The 19,748-nt window shown below is 61.0% G+C and carries 18 protein-coding genes; 9 read left to right on the top strand and 9 right to left on the bottom strand.

Annotated elements, in window-relative coordinates; all coding sequences use genetic code 11:
* Window positions 1-23 precede the first annotated feature (23 nt).
* Together B0G80_RS37970 and B0G80_RS37965 are read left to right on the top strand one after the other, a co-directional pair.
* Window positions 24-2,315, top strand: a complete 2,292-nt coding sequence (locus tag B0G80_RS37970) for a hybrid sensor histidine kinase/response regulator (protein WP_116122781.1) — start codon at window positions 24-26, stop codon at window positions 2,313-2,315.
* Window positions 2,316-2,538: 223 nt separating this feature from the next.
* Entirely contained in the window at window positions 2,539-3,573 is a 1,035-nt protein-coding gene (locus tag B0G80_RS37965; RefSeq protein ID WP_116122780.1) for a hypothetical protein, read from the top strand.
* 105 nt (window positions 3,574-3,678) lie between these two features.
* Here B0G80_RS37965 and B0G80_RS37960 read toward each other — a convergent pair whose 3' ends face one another.
* Window positions 3,679-4,233, bottom strand: coding sequence for an NADPH-dependent FMN reductase (locus tag B0G80_RS37960; protein WP_116122779.1), 555 nt, complete (start codon window positions 4,231-4,233; stop codon window positions 3,679-3,681).
* 344 nt (window positions 4,234-4,577) lie between these two features.
* Between B0G80_RS37960 and B0G80_RS37955 the strand changes: the two genes are divergently transcribed.
* Window positions 4,578-4,802, top strand: coding sequence for a hypothetical protein (locus tag B0G80_RS37955; protein ID WP_258879166.1), 225 nt, complete (start codon window positions 4,578-4,580; stop codon window positions 4,800-4,802).
* A 168-nt stretch (window positions 4,803-4,970) separates the two neighbouring features.
* On the opposite strand, the gene B0G80_RS37950 is transcribed toward B0G80_RS37955, so the two are convergent.
* The 3 genes from B0G80_RS37950 to B0G80_RS47535 all read right to left on the bottom strand — a co-directional run bounded on the left by B0G80_RS37950 (window position 4,971) and on the right by B0G80_RS47535 (window position 6,230).
* On the bottom strand, window positions 4,971-5,240 hold the full coding sequence (locus B0G80_RS37950) for a DUF6723 family protein (protein ID WP_241974842.1): 270 nt from the start codon (window positions 5,238-5,240) through the stop codon (window positions 4,971-4,973).
* Between the two features lie 11 nt (window positions 5,241-5,251).
* A complete protein-coding gene (locus B0G80_RS37945; protein ID WP_116122778.1) occupies window positions 5,252-5,536 on the bottom strand; it encodes a hypothetical protein in 285 nt (94 codons plus the stop codon).
* Between the two features lie 562 nt (window positions 5,537-6,098).
* Window positions 6,099-6,230, bottom strand: a complete 132-nt coding sequence (locus B0G80_RS47535) for a hypothetical protein (protein ID WP_013341997.1) — start codon at window positions 6,228-6,230, stop codon at window positions 6,099-6,101.
* Window positions 6,231-6,677: 447 nt separating this feature from the next.
* On the opposite strand from B0G80_RS47535, the gene B0G80_RS37940 reads away from it, so the two are divergent.
* Window positions 6,678-7,286: an RNA polymerase factor sigma-70 gene (locus B0G80_RS37940; RefSeq protein WP_116122777.1), complete on the top strand. Its 609-nt coding sequence runs from the start codon at window positions 6,678-6,680 to the stop codon at window positions 7,284-7,286.
* Window positions 7,273-7,476 (top strand): zf-HC2 domain-containing protein, encoded by a 204-nt coding sequence (locus B0G80_RS37935; protein ID WP_106281500.1) that lies wholly within the window; start codon window positions 7,273-7,275, stop codon window positions 7,474-7,476. The genes B0G80_RS37940 and B0G80_RS37935 overlap by 14 nt, the downstream gene beginning before the upstream one ends.
* A gap of 73 nt (window positions 7,477-7,549) precedes the next feature.
* On the opposite strand, the gene B0G80_RS37930 is transcribed toward B0G80_RS37935, so the two are convergent.
* Window positions 7,550-7,840, bottom strand: a complete 291-nt coding sequence (locus tag B0G80_RS37930) for a DUF1272 domain-containing protein (protein WP_106281502.1) — start codon at window positions 7,838-7,840, stop codon at window positions 7,550-7,552.
* A gap of 134 nt (window positions 7,841-7,974) precedes the next feature.
* Complete coding sequence (locus B0G80_RS37925; RefSeq protein WP_116122776.1) at window positions 7,975-9,351, bottom strand: gluconate:H+ symporter; 1,377 nt, start codon at window positions 9,349-9,351, stop codon at window positions 7,975-7,977.
* 226 nt (window positions 9,352-9,577) lie between these two features.
* Between B0G80_RS37925 and B0G80_RS37920 the strand changes: the two genes are divergently transcribed.
* Window positions 9,578-10,564 (top strand): sulfonate ABC transporter substrate-binding protein, encoded by a 987-nt coding sequence (locus B0G80_RS37920; RefSeq protein WP_116122775.1) that lies wholly within the window; start codon window positions 9,578-9,580, stop codon window positions 10,562-10,564.
* 48 nt (window positions 10,565-10,612) lie between these two features.
* On the opposite strand, the gene arsC is transcribed toward B0G80_RS37920, so the two are convergent.
* Window positions 10,613-10,972: an arsenate reductase (glutaredoxin) gene (arsC, locus tag B0G80_RS37915; protein ID WP_116122774.1), complete on the bottom strand. Its 360-nt coding sequence runs from the start codon at window positions 10,970-10,972 to the stop codon at window positions 10,613-10,615.
* A 1,121-nt stretch (window positions 10,973-12,093) separates the two neighbouring features.
* On the opposite strand from arsC, the gene parA reads away from it, so the two are divergent.
* Window positions 12,094-12,756, top strand: coding sequence for a ParA family partition ATPase (gene parA / locus B0G80_RS37910; RefSeq protein WP_012428795.1), 663 nt, complete (start codon window positions 12,094-12,096; stop codon window positions 12,754-12,756).
* 25 nt (window positions 12,757-12,781) lie between these two features.
* Window positions 12,782-13,840 carry a ParB/RepB/Spo0J family partition protein gene (locus tag B0G80_RS37905; RefSeq protein WP_116122773.1) on the top strand — a complete coding sequence of 353 codons (1,059 nt, stop codon included), beginning with the start codon at window positions 12,782-12,784 and terminating at the stop codon, window positions 13,838-13,840.
* A gap of 55 nt (window positions 13,841-13,895) precedes the next feature.
* On the opposite strand, the gene B0G80_RS37900 is transcribed toward B0G80_RS37905, so the two are convergent.
* Window positions 13,896-15,245, bottom strand: coding sequence for a replication initiation protein (locus tag B0G80_RS37900; RefSeq protein ID WP_116122772.1), 1,350 nt, complete (start codon window positions 15,243-15,245; stop codon window positions 13,896-13,898).
* Window positions 15,246-17,330: 2,085 nt separating this feature from the next.
* On the opposite strand from B0G80_RS37900, the gene B0G80_RS37890 reads away from it, so the two are divergent.
* Window positions 17,331-18,542, top strand: a complete 1,212-nt coding sequence (locus tag B0G80_RS37890) for a DNA-binding protein (RefSeq protein ID WP_116122770.1) — start codon at window positions 17,331-17,333, stop codon at window positions 18,540-18,542.
* 64 nt (window positions 18,543-18,606) lie between these two features.
* Here the strand turns inward: B0G80_RS37890 and B0G80_RS37885 are convergent, their stop codons facing one another.
* Window positions 18,607-19,689 (bottom strand): tyrosine-type recombinase/integrase, encoded by a 1,083-nt coding sequence (locus B0G80_RS37885; RefSeq protein ID WP_116122769.1) that lies wholly within the window; start codon window positions 19,687-19,689, stop codon window positions 18,607-18,609.
* Between the last annotated feature and the right edge of the window lie 59 nt (window positions 19,690-19,748).

Raw genomic sequence — 19,748 nt, 5'->3', positions numbered from 1 at the left:
GAACGACCTTCGCTTTAACGACAATGACACCAGACCGGTTCGAACCGCCGCCCGCGAGCCGCCTTGCCGCCAGCCGGCAGGACGAGGCGTTGTTCCCCGCCGTGCCGGAACAGAACTTCCATGTGCGGCGCATTACGCTGATCGCGCTGTTGATCGTGGCGATCGTCCTGCCGTGCGTGTATGTCGCGGCCATGGCTACTAGCGATTTGCGCACGCGCGATGCCGACGCCACCGACATGACGCTGCGCACCGTGCGGATCGCCGAAGAACACGCGCTGAAAGTGTTCGACATGAACGAGACGCTCGATGCGCGTATCGTCGATCTGACCGAGGGGCTCGACGATGACGGCATTCGAGCCCGCGAAGCCGCCATTCACGAGAAGCTGCGCGTCATGGGCGGCGGCTATCCGCAAGTGGCGGCCGTGTCGATCTTCGGGCGCGACGGCGCCTTGCTCGCTAGCAGCCGCTACCTGCCGTCGCCGGCCATCTCGGTTGGCGAGCGTGAGGATTTCGTCGGCATTCGCGACGGCAAGGACCTCGAGCACGTGTCGAAGGTCATGACGGGGCACGTGGCCGGCGAACAGGTGTTCAACATGGGCGTCGAACGGCCCGGCGCCGACGGCTCGTTCGACGGCGTGGTCTCGGTCGCGCTGCGGCCGAGCTATTTCGACGCGTTCTACCGCGAACTGCTCGGCGGCACCGGCAGCAGCAACGGCACGCCGATGACCATGAGCCTCGTGCGCGCGGACGGTTCGATCCTCGCGCACTATCCGCGCACGCCGCGCGAGCCGACCGCCATGGCGCCGCACACGCCCTTCGCCGAAGCCCTCGCGCAGGGGCGACGAGCCGGCGTAGTGCGCATGCATTCGAATGTCGACGGCGAAGATCTGATCCTTGCCTTCCGCCACGTCGGTTCGTATCCCGTGTACGTGGTGTGCGGCTATCGCGCCTCGGCGATCTGGGCTGCGTGGTATCGGCACCTCGGCGTGCTGATCCTGTCGATGTTCTCGCCGTCCATCGCGTTGTGGTGCGTGATCTGGCTGTCGCTGCGCCGCCTCGGCGCCGAACAGGAAGCGTGGGAACGCTGGCAGGCCGAAGCGTCCATGCGCCGGTCGATCGAATCCGCGTATCGTCAGTCGCGCAAGATGGAAGCGCTGGGCACGCTGGTCGGCAGCGTCGCGCACGACTTCAACAATCTGCTGATGATCCTCTCGGCCAATGTGCAGATCGCGCGGCGGCGCGGCGTAACGGGTCTGGACCGCGAATTGTCGGCAATGGAGCGGGCGCTCAAGAGCGGTCAGTCGCTTACGCGGCAATTGCTCGGCGTGGCGCGCAAGCAGCCTTTACGCAACGAGACGCTGTCGCTCGAACGCTGGCTGCCGGCGTGCCGCGATCTGCTGCGCGCCTCGCTCGGCGCGAAGGTGTCGCTGGTGATCGATATCGGCGTCGAGATCTGGCCGATGCGCGTCGACGTCGCCGAACTGGAGCTTGCGCTCATCAACGTTGCGGTGAACGCGCGCGACGCCATGCCTAACGGCGGACGCTTCACCGTGCGCGCGACCAATATCCATTTCCGGCACGAAGACGGCTTTCCGCTGACGGGCGACTTCGTGCAACTGTCGCTCGAAGATACCGGCGCGGGCATGGCGCCCGAAGTGCTCGCCCGCGCCTTCGAACCGCTGTTCACGACCAAGCCGAAAGGCATGGGCACGGGCCTCGGCTTGCCGCAGGTTTTCGCGTTCTGCGAGCGCTCCGGCGGCCTCGCCGCAATCGACAGCGCAGTCGGCGCGGGCACGTCCGTGCGTCTCTATCTGCCGCGCGCCACAGCCGAGCCGGAGATCGACGGACCGCCGGACTCCGGCGCCGAGGAGAACGGCGCGCCGCCGGGCTTGCGCATTCTGCTGGTCGAGGACAACGAGGAAGTGGCCGCCGGCACCGAAGCCCTGCTGCAGATGATGGGCCATCAGGTCACGTGCGTTTTCAACGCCGACACCGCGCTGCGCCTGTTCGACGACGCCCACGCGCGGCGAGCGCGCACCGGCGAACCGCTGCCGTTCGATCTGGTGCTGTCCGACATCCATATGCCCGGCACCCTGAACGGCATCGATCTGGCCGAGGCGGTGCTCGCATTCGACACCAAACTGCCGGTCATTCTGGTGACCGGCTACGCCGAAGAACTCGACCGGGCGCGCCACGTCGATTTGCGGGTGCTTTCCAAGCCTTTCGATATCGGTTTGCTGGAAGAACTCCTGCAAACGATCCAGCGCGATCTGGCGCAAACGGGCGCCGACCCGGCGGCGCATCCGGCGGAGTAAGGCCGGCGCTGGCGAGCGCGGGACGAAGTCTTACATTTACCGGTGGTTGTAAAAGCGCGGCGCGCTTACGCCGCGCTTTGTTTGCCGACGCCGCGCACGAGTAGGCGCCAGCGGCCGCGCAGGCCCGCCGCACGGGCCCGGCATGATCGTTGCGGCGAAACAGGCAAGGAGGGCGGCGCCTGAATGCGTCGTTCGTTGTGTCTAAATACGTCGGGAGACGGCCATGCGACACACCGTGATTGGTTTATTCGACACCTACGCGCAAGCGGAAGCAGCGCGCGATTCGCTCGTCCAGACCGGTTTCGGCCGCGAAACGATCGAATTGCAGGCGAATCCGGAACCGTCGGTCGGCTCCGCCACTGACGAAGTTGCCGGTTCGGGCGTGCTGGCGAATATCGAGCGCTTCCTGTCGAGCCTGTTTGCAAGCGGTCCACGCTCAACGGAAACGGCACGCTACACCGAAGCCGTCCGCCGCGGCGCCGTGCTGGTGTGCGTCAACGCGGTGAGCGAAGCTCACGCGGACCTCGCTCGCGATACTTTGACGAGACTCGGTGCGACCGACATCGGCGAACGCGCTCCCGATTGGGACGCGCCGGTCGACGAAATCGGACGCGAGCATTCTGTCCTTGATGAACTCGGCATCGGCGCGGCGACGCCGGGCATGCCGCGTACATCGAGCGTCCCGAAGCAGGCCGCGACCGCAGCCGCCGCGGACGCGGCGGCGACAGGACGGCCCGCCACGATGGCCGACCCGCGATACGCAGTGCCGCCCGGAAGCACGGACGCCGAGCCGTTCGTGCCGCCGCCGCTCAGCGAACGGCCTGTGATCGATCCGATCAACGAACCGGTGACGGATCCGCTGGTCGGCGACGTGGGCCGTAGCGCGATCGCCGCCGGGTCGATGCCAGGTTCGGGCGCGGTCATGCAGCCGTCCGAAGTCGTTTCCGAAGCGGGACAGCCGCACGCCGGCTTAGGCGCGCAGATGCCGAACGAGTATCTCGAGTACGAGGAAGATTTCCGCGCGCACTACGACGAACAGTACGCCGCCGAAAACGCGCGTTACGAAGACTATGTACCGGCGTACCGCTATGGCGCGGAGATCGGCAAGGACATGCGCTATCGCGACCAGCCGTGGGACGACGTCGAGCCGGAAGCACGGCGCCATTGGGAAAGCACGTCGCCGGATAGTACCTGGGAGCGCTTCAAGCTAGCGGTGCGTCACGGCTGGGAGCGGGTGACGGGGCATCATCACGTCTGAGCATGAAAGCGATCGCGGCGGCAGGCCATGCGGTTACGGCACGCCGCCGCCTTCAGTCTTGCGATCAGCTCGCTTCTCTCTCGCAACGTTGCCGCCCGGGCGCTTTTAAGCGGCGCCCCGATGTTTGACCCACGCAACGTAGCGATCCATGAAAGTCTGCAGAAACTTGCGCGTACCGTCGTTCAGGATCTCGCCTTTTTCGTTGATAACCGCGGGATCGTGCTTGATGAACACCTCGGGTTGCCCGAGCACCGCGACATCCAGATATGCCAGCACGTTGCGCAGATGTTGTTGCGCCAACGCCGTGCCGGTCGCGCCGACCGATGTGCCGATCACCGCGCCGGGTTTGCCGCCCCAGGAATTGGTGCCCCACGGACGGGAACCCCAATCCAGCGCATTTTTCAGCACGCCGGGCATGGAGCGGTTGTATTCGGGGGTGACGAACAGAAGGCCGTCGGCCGCTTCAATGCGCTGCTTCAGATGCTTGCCCGCTTCCGGGTAGTCGGCATCGTAGTCCTGGCTGTAGAGCGGCAATGAACCTATATCGATGAATTCGAAGGCGAAGTCGGGCGGCGCCAGTGAAATCACGGCTTGCGCCAACTGCCGGTTGAACGACTCCCGCCGCAAGCTGCCGACGACGACTGCAATGTGATAGGCCATGATTCGCTTCCTTGTGTAAGGCGCTCGACGCGCAAAAGGGTACGAACTGTCCATCATAGGCAAAACGTAGGCGGGCGGGGACCGCGGTACCAAAATAGCAGCGGCAAGACTTTTGGGGCACGTACGACGGGAGGTACGTTGTGGATAACTTTCTATCGCACAAAGTTATCCACAGATTCTCTGAATAACTTTGTGGATAACTGGTACTTTTGCCTTGTCAATCAAGCATGCTTTCGGCCTAAGACGTTTTGAGGCAAAAGGGTGTCTGCTACCGCCCCGTTTCGACAGAAATCGATGCGTCAGGCATAAATGACCGGTCGCGTGCGCCGCGTCAGCGCGTTAAATTGCTGGAGGATAAAGTCACGACTTCGAATTACGCAGGTAAGTCCCACGATGAAGCAGTCGCCGCTCGTAAGAAGGAAAAGCAGCGGGCGCAGGAACAGGCGGGGGGCGAGATGGCCGTCGACGGTACAGCGGCGGACGCCACGCATAGCAGCGGCGAGTTGTCCGAACGTGGCAAGGAAGTGTGGCGCCGCGGCAGCGGCATGGATGGCGGCGGGAAGATTTAGTCGCCGGCAGCGCGGCGGGCCAGGCGCATTTCGCCGTTAGGCTGCCCTTGCGTTTGGTGGCTTGCGGCGATGAAGTGGCGACTTGCCCGGCCGCTCAGGTTGAGGCGTTGCGTCTTGCCGTCCTACCGCGGTTGCGTCACGAGATTGCCTCGTCCCGCTTACAGTAGGTCATTCCGGCACGGCAATGTCGCCATCTACCAACTGCCAGCCATAGGCTTCGGCGAACGACTGCGCCGCTGCGGCGTCTTCGAAAAAGGGCATGTCGGCGTGCCCCCGGAACGGGTAGATGACCCGTTCGTCGCTCAAGCGAATCACCTTCAGCGTCGGCAAGGTGCCGCTCGAAGTGCGGCGCGAGGACGCCATCACCTGATAGTTCGCGCGCCCCGTGAGGGCGGGAAGATTCGCGCTCTGCGAGCGCCTGGTAGCTTGGCTTGCCATTGGCGCGCGCATCAGAGTCCGGCGATCGACTGGCCGGCAACCATGCCGTCGATGACCTGCTCTGCGTAGCTGGTTGAAGCAATGCGCGCGTCGCCGGCCGCGCCGAACGGCGAACGACTCGGCACGCGAAACACGCGGCTGCCGGTCATTGTGTCGTCGGTGCCGCGCCGGCAGATTCGCACGGCGGCATCGAAGCCCGAATCGTAGTGGCGGATGCCGTCGAGACCGCTTGGCTGGTGCGGATACACCAACGGATAGATCTCGAGACCTCGATAACTTCTGATTGTATTGCCCATGATGCTCGTCTCCGGTGAACGCTTTCGTGGAACGTGGCTTGGTTGCCGGGCGCATGCCCGACAAACGCGGCGTACCAGCGAAACCTGGTGTTGATCGACGATGCGCGTAAAGAACGGCCGATTCAATAGGCCAGGTTGACGACACCGCGAAGCTGCTTTGGAGGAAGGGACCCTGTTCGGTTCAGGGCGCTGTGATGCGAGGCGTTTGCGTCAGAGACTGCGCGTAGGCGCAGGAGAACTGCAAGCTGTTGACCCACTGTAACACGTTAGTAGGCTGGCCATTGAATGCATTTGCGTGCCGGGCGCGAGTGTTGCTTCGGAGTGCCGGGTATTGTTTTCCGCTCGTGAGATGTGCCGCGTCCCTCGGACCCCGCCTTTCTGGATTTCTTCGGCTGATGGCAGTTGCCGGGTTGATTGGGTGCTTGCCACACTGGGCGGAATACTTAGGCTAGCATCGAGTCGTGGCCTAGTTTTTCTGGCTCAAAAGCGAAAGGGCGCCATTGGCGCCCTTCTTCTTGACTTCGGAAGCTTCCTCGTCGACGGGTCCGTGCCCGCCAGCCGATCAGTTGCCGAAGAACACGTTGCAGTACGAGGCCGGGCCGTTGCATTGCGACGGAGCGGCAGCGTGAGCAGCGCCGGAAGCGGCGGCAAACAGGGCGACGGATGCGATCAGGGCGGAAAGAATGCGTTTCATGGTGCTGCTCCTCAGCGTTTGGTTCGCGATCTGGGGCGATCGATGGACTGAAGAATATCGACTGATCGTCGGCTGAAAAACAGCGAAGACAATAAGACTTTATTTCAATTCATGAAATAATTGGGCCGGTTGGCTTGTGCAGGTTCGAGCCTCTATCGACGGCCGGCATTCCTTGTGCAGCCGTGCACCGCTGGCACTGCTATTGGTGCGGTTTCAATTTTCGCAATAATCTATTGTTGCTGTCATAACGGAATGCGTGGTGCGACTAACTTGGTCTGGTCATCGCTTAAGGTCGGGCTTATGTTCAATACCGATTCGATTGCGCAGGCACTCGCGGGAGAATGGCGCACACGCTCAGCCACAGTGCGAGGACAACCACCCGCTTATGTATCGCTACCATCAAACAAAAAACACGCGCGAGAAAGCGTTGCGTCGACGGGGTCGTCCATGGCGCAGGTAGGCGCGCCGGCGCTCGACGATCCCGTTTATCTGACGCAACTGCGACGCGATCTGGTGCGCTTCGCCCGTTTGCAACTGCGCGATGCCGCCGCCGCGGAAGACGCCGTCCAGGAAGCGCTCGCCGCGGCATGGACGCAAGCCGATCGATTCGCCGCGCAATCGGAACACAAGACCTGGGTGTTCGGCATCCTGCGGCACAAACTCGTCGACACCCTGCGCGCCCGGCGACGCACGATCAACCTGTCGGCGCTCGAGTCCGAGCTCGACGGTGAAGGCGTGCTCGATCGCGATCTGTTCAAAGACAACGGGCATTGGTCGCGCGAAAGCAAGCCGCGCCCGTGGCCGACGCCTGAAACCGTGCTGCGTCAGCAACAGTTCTGGACCTTGTTCGAGATGTGCCTGGAACGCCTGCCTGAGCACATCGGACGCGTGTTCATGATGCGCGAATTCCTCGATCTCGAGACCGAGGCGATTTGCGCTGAATTGCAGATGACCGCCAATCATTGCAGCGTGCTGATCTACCGCGCGCGGCTGCGCTTGCGCACTTGCCTGAGCGAAAAGGGCCTATCCAGCGAGGACGCAAATGGGGAAATGTAAGCACATCACGCGCTTGTTGTCCGACGCGCTCGACCGCTCCTTGACGACCGGCGAGTGGGTCGCGATCCGTCTGCATCTGCCGACCTGCAGCGGCTGCCGCAACTATCGAAAGCAGATCCGTCTGCTGCGCGTGGCGGCGCATACGGTCAGCGGAATCGCGGCGCCGGGTGCGGTGAATAACGACGATTGAAGCGCACGGCGAGCACGGCACGCGCGGTGCGTCGTGCTTTGGTGTCACGGCGCATGTGAGCGCGCCATCTGACCTAGCGTTCGCCGGGCGGCGTGTCCCGATAGCGCTCGAAGAAACGCGCGTGCGACGCTTCATCGATCGAAACGGGATGCGGCGTGGTGCCGGCCGGATGTTTCTCAAGCTGCGCGCGCGTGCGAACCGGCCGATGCTGGAAATTACCGCCGCAATTCGGACATACGTTGCGCAGCGTAGTGAGCGCACACATTTCGCAGAAGGTGCACTCGTACGTGCAGATCATCGCATCGGACGCGTTCGGCGGCAGTGACTTGCCGCATCCTTCGCAGGACGGTCTCAGTTCTAGCATGGTGGCTCCGCGTTTTCAGGGAGGCGCGCTGCGGGACCGCAGTTCGCTTGCCGGGCAGTGTAAGCGGCGCCGGCCGCCCGGAATGGACAGCCGCACATCAATTCCTGCCAACGCCGCGAGAGCCTCGAGCGGCGTCAAGTCAGCACCGTCCACAACACGAGCGTGAGTGCGAGGCCGACGACCGACACGATCGTCTGCAACACCGACCACACCAGCACGGTCTGTTTCAATTGCAGGCCGAAATACTCGCGGACCATCCAGAAGCCCGCGTCGTTCACGTGGCAGAAGAACACCGACCCCGCGCCGATGGCGAGTGCCATCAGCGAATTGTGCGTCGTGCTCAGACCGGCGACGACGGGCGCGACGATGCCGGCGGTTGTCGTCGTGGCGACGGTTGCCGAGCCCGTCGCCTGGCGCAGCGCGACGGCGATCAGCCACGCCAGCAGAATCAGCGGCATGTGCGCGCCGACCGCGATCTTGCCGATGGTCGAACTGATGCCGGCCACCACGAGCGCCTGCTTAAGACCGCCGCCGGCGCCGATGGTCAGCAGCAGCGCGGCGATCGGCGGCAAGCTCTTGCGCAGAATCCCGCCGACGCGCTCGCGCGCCATGCCCCGCGACCATCCCAGCGCCACCACGGCAAACAGCACGGTGAGGCCGAGCGCAATCAGCGGCTCACCGAGAAAATTCAGCGTGTTGAAAAGGAACGTTTCGGGCTGGAGCAGCAGCTTGGCAACCGTGCGCCCTAGCATTAACACGACGGGCAACAGGATCGTGATGAGCGAGATCGCGAAACTCGGCGGCTCGCCGGTATCTTGTTTGGCGCTGAAGAGTTTGCCCATTTCCTCCGGCTCGACGACGTGCATCCGTTTGGACAACCAGATGCCATACAGCGGGCCCGCGAGAATCACGGCGGGAATCGCAACGATCAGACCAAGCCCGAGCGTCAGGCCGAGATCGGCGTGCAGCGCGCTTACCGCGATCAGCGGACCAGGATGCGGCGGCAGGAGCGCATGCAGCGTGGTCATGCCCGCCAGCGCCGGAATCGCGATGCGCAGGATCGGCTGCTGCGAGCGGCGCGCCATCACGAAGATGATCGGCACCATCATCACGAGGCCGACTTCGAAGAAGAGCGGCAAGCCGATGATCAACGCGACGACGGCCATCATCCAAGGCAGCGTGCGTGGCGTGGAGTGTTTGAGAATGGTCGAGACGAGCCGGTCGGCCGCGCCGGATTCGGCCATGAGCGCACCGAGCATGGCGCCGAGCGCAATGATGATGCCGACGTCACCGAGCAACGCACCGGCACCTTTACTGAATGCACTGGCGACGGCCTCCAGCGGCAGGCCGGCTGCAAAACCCGCGGCGAACGTGCCGACCAGAATCGACAGGAATGGCGCGAGTTTCAACACACTGATGAAAACGATGATCAGTGCGAGTCCGAGCACGCACGACAGAATGAGCTGGGTGTCGTGGGATGACCACGGGGCGAGTGTTGTCGTCAGATGCACGGTGTTCCTTTTTGTCGAATGACGCAGCCGCGGCCGGGCGCGGACGACGAATTGTAGCGGCCGCTTCAGATTCGACGCAGTTAGGCAGACAAAACATGGTCCGCCCAGCTTCGTTCTATTCGCGTGATTTGCTTATGCGAATTTATCGGTTCGTCCAGGCTTGCATACGAACTATCGTCGGAGCCAATCGGTCCGTTTTGCGTCCGTCTTTTTCATAAGCCCTCTCATGTCACGTCATCCGCTGTTCACGCGCCGCTCGTTCATTGCCGGCGTGGGCGCAACGTTCGCCGCCGCCACGCTGCCCGTCATCTCCACGTCCGTTTTTGCCGCCGAAGCGCACGCACAGGAATTTCGCATCGGTTATCAGAAAGCCGCCAATACGCTCGTGTTACTTAAGGCGCACGGCACGCTCGAAAGACGGCTTGCGCCGCTCGGCATTACCGTCAAATGGACTGAGTTTCCTGCCGGACCGCAGTTGCTTGAAGGACTGAACGTCGGCGCCATCGACTTCGGCTATGTCGGCGAGGCGCCGCCCGTGTTCGCGCAGGCCGCCGGCGCGAATTTCGTCTACGTCGCCTATGAGGTCCCGACGCCGCATGCCGAAGGCATCCTCGTGCATCAGGATGCGTCGATCAAAACGCTGGCCGATCTGAAGGGCAAGAAAATCGCTTTCAACAAAGGTTCGGATGTTTACTGGTTTCTGGTCGCCGCGCTGCAGAAAGCCGGCGTGAAGTACAGCGAGATTCAACCGGTCTATCTGGCGCCGGCGGATGCGCGCGCCGCCTTCGAACGCGGGGCGATCGATGCATGGGCGATCTGGGATCCGTTTCTCGAAGCAGCGAAGCGTCAGTCGAACGCGCGCCTTCTGACGGACGCCGACGGCATTGTGAGCCATCACCAGTTCTTCCTGAGCGCGCGGTCGTCCGCGGAACAGAACGCCAATGTGCTCGCGATCACGATGGACGAAGTGGGCAAAGAAGGCGCCTGGGTGCGCGGGCATTACAGCGAGGCCGCCGCGCAGCTCGCGCCGATTCAAGGTCTGGACGCGGGCGTGATCGAAGCGGGTTTGCGGCATTACGCGCACGTGTACAAACCCGTCGATGCGAACGTGCTTGCGGAACAGCAACGTATCGCCGATACCTTCAGCGAGTTGCGCATCATTCCCACGAAGATCGTGACCAGGGATGCGGCGTTGCCGGGTAGCAAAGTGTAGTTTGCTGGCTTGGCACTCTGCTTCGATGTGAGCGCTTTGTTACGCCATTCAGTCGAATAACGTGGCAACGTTTTCCGGCGGGCGGCAGATTACGGCTCGCCCCTTTCGCACGACGATCGGCCGTTGCAGAAGGATCGGATGTTTTGCCAAAGCTTCGTATAACTGAGTGTCGGTCAATGCTGTGTCGGAGAGCTGAAGTTCCTTGTATTCGGGTTCGCTATCGCGAAGCATTTCACGGACGGTGCAGCCTAGTTGAACGTTGAGTTGCTTGAGTTGTTTCGTCGTGAGTGGATGCTTCAGGTATTCGACGATTTCTGTGGCTTCGTTTGCGCTGTTGTAGGTGGTGGCGATTAGCTCGCAGGTGGCGCGCGATTTCGAGCAACGGGGGTTGTGGTAGATCGTGATCATGGGTTTGCGGGGTGGTTTGGAGGCGCGTGTGCGCGGCGGCAGTTGGGTGGGATTTTAGCGGGTGCGGAGTTGGCTGGTTGATGCGTTGCGGTGGGGTTTTGTATTTGCCGGTTGTACGGTGCACGTTGCGCGGACGACGCGGATTCGGGCGCGGGACGATTGCCTAATCGCATGACGGGTTTGGTGTCCACGCTGGGCTGAGTCTTCGCGTGGATGAGGCGCTTTTTCTATTTGCTTCGTTATTGAATTTATTGTTCGGCTGCGAATGGTGCTGGGCACGGCGGGCCACGCTGGGTCTTTCTCAATCACCGGAAAGTGAACGCAACCTGGGCAGGTTCCGACAACGTGTGGCGCGAAGGCACAGATCCGTGAATAGCCTGCGGGGGTGATTGATCGATCAATACGTTGGCATGCGGCGGTTGCGTGCGGAACCGCTGGCTGGCTCTCACCCTTCCGTTTCGCAGTTTATGCGCATAAACCGTGCGACCGGCATTCTGCGATTGCCTGTGTCTCAAGCGTCGCGCTCTCCCGTCGGGGCACGCCCGCCTACGAACTTCGCCAGAGCTCATGGACGTGTCTGGCGCCAGATCTCCGGCACTTCAGCTTGGCTCGGCTCGACGCTTGGTGACCGTTTCAGTGCTCTGAGTTACCACGCCGGCACGCGCTTGGGCGAACAGATCGCCAAAGCAGGGCCTGCTGCGACGACTTTATGCGCATAAATCTTGAGGCCAATTCCGCTGGCCTGTCATGCGTTGACCGCTGACGCATGTCACATAACCAGCCACCTCCGACTTCAGACACTGCGATCCGGACACTGTCCATGGGCAAGCGGTTTGGCGCCGCGTCTACCAAACCGCTTGAGCCCGCTGAACGTTTGAGCGGCTGTCAATCCGCAGCCAATCGTGATCACTGAAGCGCGCAACAAGCGCGGACCGGACGGCCTCAACATCGCCCTTAGCGGCCGTTGACCACCCTCAGCAGCGGCAGAGCGCCGCGACTCCCTTCTTTATGCGCATAAACCTATCCCGAATGGCTAATCCTTCTCGCGTTTACACAAAAACGATTGATATACAAATTCATCCAGGTAAAATCCATCTGCGTCTAAAAAGAGGAGGTGAAGATTGGCAGCGGAAATCATCGCGGTAACACAGCAAAAGGGCGGGGTCGGGAAGAGCACAATCGCGATGCACCTCGGCGCTGCGTTTCATGAGAAAGGCAAACGCGTCCTCGTCGTAGACGCAGACGGTCAAAACACGCTGATCCACTGGGCCAGTGCATCATCCGACGGCGACACCGGTATCCCGTTTCCCGTCGTCAACCTGTCCGAAGCAGGCAGCCAGATTCATCGGGAGATCAAGAAGTTCGTGTCTGACTACGACATCATCGTCGTCGACTGCCCGCCTTCTATCACCGAGAAAGTCTCCGGCGTCGTCCTACTCGCCGCAAGCGTCGCGGTGATTCCGACCTCGTCGTCCCCCGCCGACTACTGGTCAAGTATCGGGTTGGTGAAACTCGTCCAGCAGGCTCAGGTCATGAACGAAGACCTGCGTGCGGTCTTCCTCCTCAACAAGACCGAAGAAAAACGGATGCTGACGCGCGAACTGAAGCGCGCGTTGGAGGAGCTCGGATTCCCGTTGCTCAAGACACAGATCCCCACACGTGAGGCCTACAAGCAGGCCATGGCGTTAGGGCAAACAGTGCTTCAGATGAATGATCGCGGCGCCAAACTGGCTGCCATCGAAGTACGGGCGTGCGCGAATGAGATCGCCGCCTTGCTCCCGTGAAATTTATGCGCATAAAGGACCCTGAATGAAACCCTCCCAATTCGCCAAAGGCTTTCAAGCACGTCCTGATTCAACCAGCAGCGAAAAGCGAACCGCCCTCGATCGACTGAACGCTATCGACGGCCTGGTCAAGAATGATCCGAAGAGTAGCGACGCGGTGAGACGCACCATCGCGCCAGTCATGCCGTCGCAGAGCGTTGCCGAAGTCGACGCCGCTGACGCCGCCAATGAATCGGCGGCCTATCGCACGTGGCGCAACGAGCACGGCTACCGACCGGGCCAGGTGATCGATCTGCCGCTTAAGGCGATCAAGCCGAGCCCGTTCAATCCGCGGCACTTCTATCTGAAGTCTTCGATTGCCGAACTCGCTGTCAATCTGGCGAAGCAGGGCCAGCAGCAGGCGATTCATGTCATCCCGGATTACGACAATCCCGGCACCTACTACGTCAGCGATGGCGGGCGGCGGGTACGGGCGCTGAAAGAAGCGAACAAGGAAACGGTGAAGGCGATCGTCATCGATCTGCCGATCGGTATCCAGAGCTACAAGCTTGGCTACGATCTCAACGTCCAGCGCGATTCGCAGACGGTGTTCGACAACGCGGTTGTATGGAAACGCTTTCTCGACGATCGGCATTTCCAGAGTCAGAAGGAGCTTGCCGAACACCTCGGGCTAGATGAGTCGACGGTTGCGGTCGCCTTGTCGATCGCCAAACTGCCTGAGGTCGTCATGCACGAGATGGTCGCGCGACCGGACCGCTTTGGCTCGAACATGGCGTATCAGGTGGGTCGCTATCACACTGCCCGCGGCGCCGACGCGACGCTACGCCTGATCAACAAAATCCTCTCGGACGATCTGAGTACGCGGCAAGTTGCGGACATCGTCAAGGGAAGAGCGACCACGCAGGAAAGCACCAAACCTGCGGGCCGTCAACGCTACGCTCAGCGCCTGGAAATCAAGCTCGACGGCGTGTCTGTCGGCGATCTCAAATCGTATGGGGATGATCGAATCGAACTGCGCTTGAAGGGGCTCACGCGTGAAAAGCGCGACGACATCCTTCGCCAGATTGAAAAGATGCTGAAGTAGGAAAGACCGGTAGAGCGATGGGGCCGGCAGCCGATAGCCGCGCCCCACTCAGTAATTACGCCGCGCGCGATTGGCTCAGCGTGAAGGCAAGCAGATCACCGTCGGTAGGCTCGCCCCAGGTCTTGCGAGCCAGCCAATCGAAGAAAGCCGTTTCGACGATCTTCGAATCCAGCCCACGACGACGCCAGTCGTCGCGCATGTGCGTGCCGAGTCCCGGCAATTCATCTTCTTCAAACGACTGCCGCGCGATATCCCGCTCGGACTCACCTTGTTCGTCGTACAACTCGCGCGCTTCCTTGCGACGATACGCCGAATACTCACCTAGCAGGCGCGCCTTGAGGTCGTCGGCCGGCGCGGTAACCGCAGCCTTGCCGCCAGTACCCGACGGCAGCGCTTCGACCGGCGGCGCGTAACCTTTCTTCAACGCGTCCTTGAACAGCGCCGGCGCGCTGCGCACCGGCGGCAGCGACGTGCTGCGCATGCGTTGCTCGGTCATCTGGAGTGCGGCGCGAATGCGATTTTCTTCGCTGTCCGCGTAGAGCGTTTGCGCTTCCTTCAGCGGGATGCCGATCTTCACCATCCGGTCGACCAGCGTACTGTCGAACACGTTCGGATGTTCGTCGAGCGCGAGCATCGGCTGCTTGCGTTCGGTCACGCGGAACTGGATCTCGGCGACCCGCCGCCCTTCGCGATGTTCGATCAGTTCGACAAAGATGTTGGTGACCGCGTTGACCTCGGCGATGGCCGGGCGCAAGTAATCACGCTTGAAGTACTTGTATTCGCGCTTCGCTTCATCGCCCGCTTCCGTGTCCGGCGTGCCGGAGAGGATAGGGCGCCACCATTCCCACGTCTCGCGCATTGTCAAATGGCTCGGATTCGTCAGATAGCGCACGCAAATCTCGTACAGCGCGAGGCCCGCGCTGCTGCGCAGCTGGCTTTGGAACTGGAGACTCAGGCGGGCGTACTGAACCGGATCGAGTAGCTTTTTCTTGATCTTCGGTGCAAACGAGAACTCCACCCAGACACGGCGGGTGGTCGGGTCTTCGAGAATTTCCGCGTCGGCAATCAGCGTGGAAATACCCCATTTCCGGCCCGGCTTCTGACTGGACGTGCCCGTGCTCCATTCAACCTGCACCGATACCATGCGCCGCAAGTGCTCCTTGACGAGCGCGGTGTCGTTGGAATCAAACGCGGAGTTCGCGACGATGTCGGATAGCAAGGCCCGATACGTGTCGCCGGATTCGTCCGCTTGCTGAGCGACGGCGAGGAGCACGTTGAACAGCTTACGGGTAAGGAGCGTGATTTTCCCGCTCTTGGGCTGAATTGCGATCGCCTCGACGGCTTTGCGCAACTCGGCCGAGCTCGGGCTGACTACGTCGGTCTTCTTCGCGCGCTTCGTGGCCATGCGTCGGGTCGAGGAGGGATTTGGCGAGAGCATACCGGCTGCGGTGATACGCGTCTATAGCGTGGATCTCACCGTTGCGGGTGAAGCGAGTTTACGAGGCGCAACTCACCTCGAGCAACTCCCGAAAACCCTCACCTCAGCCGTTTGGCGCCAGGTTCGGGCCGTCCTTGCAGGTCGCGGGCCTGGCAATTTCAGAGCATTTCTGCTGCAAGTGCGAACGAGGGCCATTCAGTCCCGAATCTTCTCACCTCAAAAAAATCTGGTGAATTTTGACGGGTGTGCCGCTGCGGACTGGGTCCTCGTACGGCCGATCAAACTGAGGAACAAGTTTTGGGCATCATTTGACTGCAGGACAGCGGCCGGCCGGCGCGATTGCGAGACGCCTATGCGCGAACGGTCGAATCGATGCAGCGTTAACGAGTAACGCCTCGCCGTGTGCGCGCGACTCCACGCCAAGAGCTTGCTGAACACAGCTACAAGCCTTGCCCGCGCTCGTGGGACCGCTCCGCACACGGCTCCGGCGTAACCGGCGACGCCGCCTGCCAGCGATCCCTCCGCAGGCGGCGCGAGCCGTCCAACCACGTGCCCAGTCTGGATCGCCCCTAGGTTTCGTGCCTTGATGCACAACCACTCGTGCAACGGCCTCAGACGATGTTCGAGCAAGGCGTCTTGAGCCAATAATGGGTCGGTTTACCCCACTCATAGCTCCCGAAAAACCTCACCTTAAGACTGGCGAAGCGCTCGGAACGACGCGGCTTTCAGACGTCTTGTGCTCCAAAAGGACCGAAAAACCGTCCCGAAAAACCTCACCATAGTGGCATCAGAGGGCCCCTCATCACCTCAGTTACATGCCCCCGAAAAACCTCACCTTTGTGAATCACGACAATAATACTTCATATTTTCAATGACTTAGGATTTCCGCCCCGGCACGATCGACCGCGACCGATCCCGAAAAACCTCACCTCAAGACCCATTTCAGAGGAATCAGCCATTTCCGCTCGCGACCGCCGCAGTCCTGAAAAATCTCACCATTCGATTCCCGCGACCGTTAAATGCAAGTGACTCTGACAGCGTCAGCAGGGCCTTTCCGGCCGATAAAAGCCATTTTGGTCCCGTATTTCCTCACCTGAACGATCGTCAAGCTCCCAAACACCTCCTGAAAAACCTCACCTTTGACCCAAATCAGGTGCATTTCACGAACGGCAGACCGCGCAAAACCCGCCTCCCGAATTTCCTCACCTTGGACCACGGCCATCGAGCCACTCATCGGCGCTGACCCCGACGTTCATGACAAAAACCCGGCCCGCTCCCGAAAACTCTCACCTTGGGCATCGAAATGCACAGAAATAAGGCAAAAACGCCGCCTTACCCCGTAAAGGCTCACCTTCGGTTCGCGTTTTCTCCCGACTTGGCTCACCAATGGGGTTAACCAGCTCAAAATACAGCCCAAAACAGGGAGGCGACCACATCCCGAAAGCGCTCACCCTCGCCCAGGCCAAGCCTCAAACCGACTGTCGAGCACTGCCGGGCGATCCACGGCATTCAGCCCCCGCAAAAACTCACCTTTGGTTGAGCCGCACTTTTAGGGTGGTTCCTGAACCCGCTCACGTTCTGTCCCGGACCCGCTCACCAAGGCCCCCGAACCTCATCACTCGACATTCCCGCAAGACCTCACCACCTCTCCCGCAAAGCTTCACCTTACCGGGCTGAAGTGCTTGCCAGGTAAGGCTTTGCCGTGGCGTTAACGTTTTTAACATGGGTTCAAAGGTGTTTACTTTTATTACTCTCTAGAATTTCCCCCGCGTGTCCTTCGGACAAAGTCTTTCAACCCATGCAGCCAAGATGACGCGTTCGTGAAACAGTGCGCGATCGTCGTAAAAGCTTTAAAAGCCCTTTCTTTACAACAAGTTATTGGCTATTCTTCGTTTTGTTTCACGGAAAAAATCCGTTAGCACAAATCCGCCGCCTCACGTTTGGTAGCAAGACAGCCCTTTTCTCTATTCCGTACCCTCGACCAACAGATACGTAGCAAACAGTACGTAAATTGTTATGATTCATCCAATTTCGAGCGACATCGAGGCATACATGAATCTGGATCAGGAACGGCAATCCATTCGGGACGAGCTTGAAGTGCTGCGAGCCAACGGAGCGCGGCGGCAAGAACTTTCACTGCACGCATGCAAACGGCTGTTTTTTGATCTGGGCATTCGCCCGTCCATGGCCGCAGTTCGTGATCTGACCCAGACCGGTAGCGCGAGCGACATTCCAAAGGACATCGACCACTTCTGGGAGCGCATCCGGAATGTGTCGCGTGTGAAAGTCGGCGCAGGTGCTATCCCGAAAGCACTTGAGGATCGTGCCGGCGAATTGCTGGGTGCACTTTTTGAAGAAGCCGTCTCACATGCGCGCACTACGCTCAACGACGAGCGCGAGGAAATTCGTGCGCAAGTTGCCGCCGCTGACCAGCGCGCTCGAGACGCGGAAATTCGCCAGCAAGCGTCGGAAGACGCGATCAAGCGCAGCGAGTTGCGAGCCGAGGCGGCTTGGGAACGTGTTCGCGCGCTCGAGACCGAGTTGTCGAACGCGGCCACGCACGGAAATGCTCATCAGGAAGGTTTACAGGCAACGGTGCGTCGGCTCGATCACGAAAACGAAGCGCTTCGTCAACGGCTCGACAACGAATTCGCGAACAACGCGACGCTGAGAGACCGGATCGACGCATTGCACGTCGAATTGCGCCAAAGCACCGAACATTATGCGCAGCAGATCAAGGACGCTGTCGCCGAAGCCGAGCGACGCGTCAAGCCGATGCTCGTCGAGCTCGACTCGTTGCGCAGCATGGCGGCCACTTACCAGTCGGGGGTGCGCGACGCGAGTCGCAAGGAATTTGAATTTATTCAGCAGATCGCCGCGGCCAAGGCGCGCGGCGACCGGCTCGACGCTCAACTGCGCGAGCAATCGGATGAAGTTGATAGGCTCACGAAAGAAGTCGCCGTTTTGCGCGGTCAGCAAGGGATCGATCCGGCGATTGCGAATCTGCTCTGCTCGCTAGTTGAAGCTGGACGCTTGACGGGCGACGAATTGAGGACGATCGGCACGGCCGCGGACGGTCACGTCGCCCTTCCCCTGCGGTGCCCAAAATGTGAGGAAGGTGAGCCGGAACTGTCGCAAGTGAATCACCGCTTCGAACTGCAATGTCCGGAGTGCGATCACTCATCGGGCCTCGGCGAATCAAGGCTGGAGGCGGTTAGCCGGTTTCTGTCGAGCGATCCGATTGCCGAGTCGTCAGGGGTTTGACGCGGTGCAATAGCGGATAAATCGGCAAAGGTGAGGAAATTCGGGACCCGAAAGGTGAGGAATTTCAGGATTCGCCGGCTCCCCTATTCCTCGTCAAACGCCCGTCGCGTCTAGGTGCGGGTAAGGGCGTGACCGCTGGATCCGGAACGTCGGCGGCGGGAGAATCCTGCTGATCCATCCAGTTTTGCCAAGCTCGGTACAGACGGTTAGCCGACACCGCTTGAACAAAGCCCAGCCATTGGCCGACCAGTTCCGCCTCGACTCCACTTTCGAACAGATCCGCTGCGAACGTATTCCGCAATGTTTGCGGACTGGCTCGCGACGCCCGCGACTCCGCGATCCCGGCTCCGTCGACCAAAGCATCGACGGCGCGCAGCATGGTGGCTTTATGCATGGGCCTTCCGGAAGGCGACGCGGGAAACACCAGATTGCCGGCCAGTTCCGAGAGCCGCCGTTCCGCCAGCCACGCGTCGAGAATCGCCGCCGCGAACGGCGCGAGCCGGGTGCGCCGCGTGAGCATCGGGTTGGCTGACTCGATCGTCACCCAGGGCGTTCCGGCATTCACGCAACTAACCGTAAGCGCGGCGGCCTCGCCCGTCTTCAACCCGCCACCTAAAAACACAGCGATCAGAGCGCGGTCGCGCCGCTCCCTCCAACGTTGCGCCGCAGACAAAACCGGCAACGGCGAAAACAGATGCGCGATCAGCGCCGTTCTTTCCGCGTGACTGAGAAAGCCGGTCGGCTCGTTATCGCGCGCGTTGCGCCACGCTGCTTCGCCATCCTGAGCAATGAAGCGCGCCGGATTAGTCGAAGCGGATTCGATTTCGCGCACATGATCGAGCACCCGTTCGATCAGCCGCAAATACCGCACACGCTGAGTTTTTTTAACGTCGAGACCGGCGACGAACTCGGCAATCGCATGAGCATCGACCGTGACGAGACTTTTCTGGCGCACGCTCAGCCATTCGAGAAAAAGCCCCCATTGCGCCTGGTAGACCTCAGCGGAGGACCGGCGGAAATGCTGCTTGGCAAGCCATGCGTCGAAAGCGATTTGCGGATCGCGACGCCAGTCTTCACGTTGCTGATCGAAGAGATCCGTGGACGGCGCCGGGCGTGGGACCGAGTCGGTCAAGTGAGGAGGTGACATGAGCTTTCTTTCTGTTAGTTGCACACATTGTAGGTGGCAACCGATGGAAATGCAGCCGT

The sequence above is a fragment of the Paraburkholderia sp. BL6669N2 genome (assembly GCF_003387275.1).
GTDB lineage: Bacteria > Pseudomonadota > Gammaproteobacteria > Burkholderiales > Burkholderiaceae > Paraburkholderia.
The sequence above is the reverse complement of the archived record's forward strand: the minus strand, read 5'-3'. Positions and strand labels throughout refer to the sequence as shown.

What these genes read in the sequence shown, in the direction of transcription:
- B0G80_RS37940 (WP_116122777.1), top strand. Translation starts at nt 6,678, where the DNA reads ATGGCGCAGGTAGGCGCGCCGGCGCTCGACGATCCCGTTTATCTGACG.
- B0G80_RS37950 (WP_241974842.1), bottom strand. Translation starts at nt 5,240, where the DNA reads ATGGCAAGCCAAGCTACCAGGCGCTCGCAGAGCGCGAATCTTCCCGCC.
- B0G80_RS37885 (WP_116122769.1), bottom strand. Translation starts at nt 19,689, where the DNA reads ATGTCACCTCCTCACTTGACCGACTCGGTCCCACGCCCGGCGCCGTCC.
- B0G80_RS37935 (WP_106281500.1), top strand. Translation starts at nt 7,273, where the DNA reads ATGGGGAAATGTAAGCACATCACGCGCTTGTTGTCCGACGCGCTCGAC.
- B0G80_RS47535 (WP_013341997.1), bottom strand. Translation starts at nt 6,230, where the DNA reads ATGAAACGCATTCTTTCCGCCCTGATCGCATCCGTCGCCCTGTTTGCC.
- B0G80_RS37930 (WP_106281502.1), bottom strand. Translation starts at nt 7,840, where the DNA reads ATGCTAGAACTGAGACCGTCCTGCGAAGGATGCGGCAAGTCACTGCCG.
- B0G80_RS37900 (WP_116122772.1), bottom strand. Translation starts at nt 15,245, where the DNA reads ATGGCCACGAAGCGCGCGAAGAAGACCGACGTAGTCAGCCCGAGCTCG.
- arsC (WP_116122774.1), bottom strand. Translation starts at nt 10,972, where the DNA reads ATGATCACGATCTACCACAACCCCCGTTGCTCGAAATCGCGCGCCACC.
- B0G80_RS37920 (WP_116122775.1), top strand. Translation starts at nt 9,578, where the DNA reads ATGTCACGTCATCCGCTGTTCACGCGCCGCTCGTTCATTGCCGGCGTG.
- B0G80_RS37945 (WP_116122778.1), bottom strand. Translation starts at nt 5,536, where the DNA reads ATGGGCAATACAATCAGAAGTTATCGAGGTCTCGAGATCTATCCGTTG.
- B0G80_RS37970 (WP_116122781.1), top strand. Translation starts at nt 24, where the DNA reads ATGACACCAGACCGGTTCGAACCGCCGCCCGCGAGCCGCCTTGCCGCC.
- B0G80_RS37890 (WP_116122770.1), top strand. Translation starts at nt 17,331, where the DNA reads ATGAATCTGGATCAGGAACGGCAATCCATTCGGGACGAGCTTGAAGTG.
- B0G80_RS37905 (WP_116122773.1), top strand. Translation starts at nt 12,782, where the DNA reads ATGAAACCCTCCCAATTCGCCAAAGGCTTTCAAGCACGTCCTGATTCA.
- B0G80_RS37965 (WP_116122780.1), top strand. Translation starts at nt 2,539, where the DNA reads ATGCGACACACCGTGATTGGTTTATTCGACACCTACGCGCAAGCGGAA.
- B0G80_RS37960 (WP_116122779.1), bottom strand. Translation starts at nt 4,233, where the DNA reads ATGGCCTATCACATTGCAGTCGTCGTCGGCAGCTTGCGGCGGGAGTCG.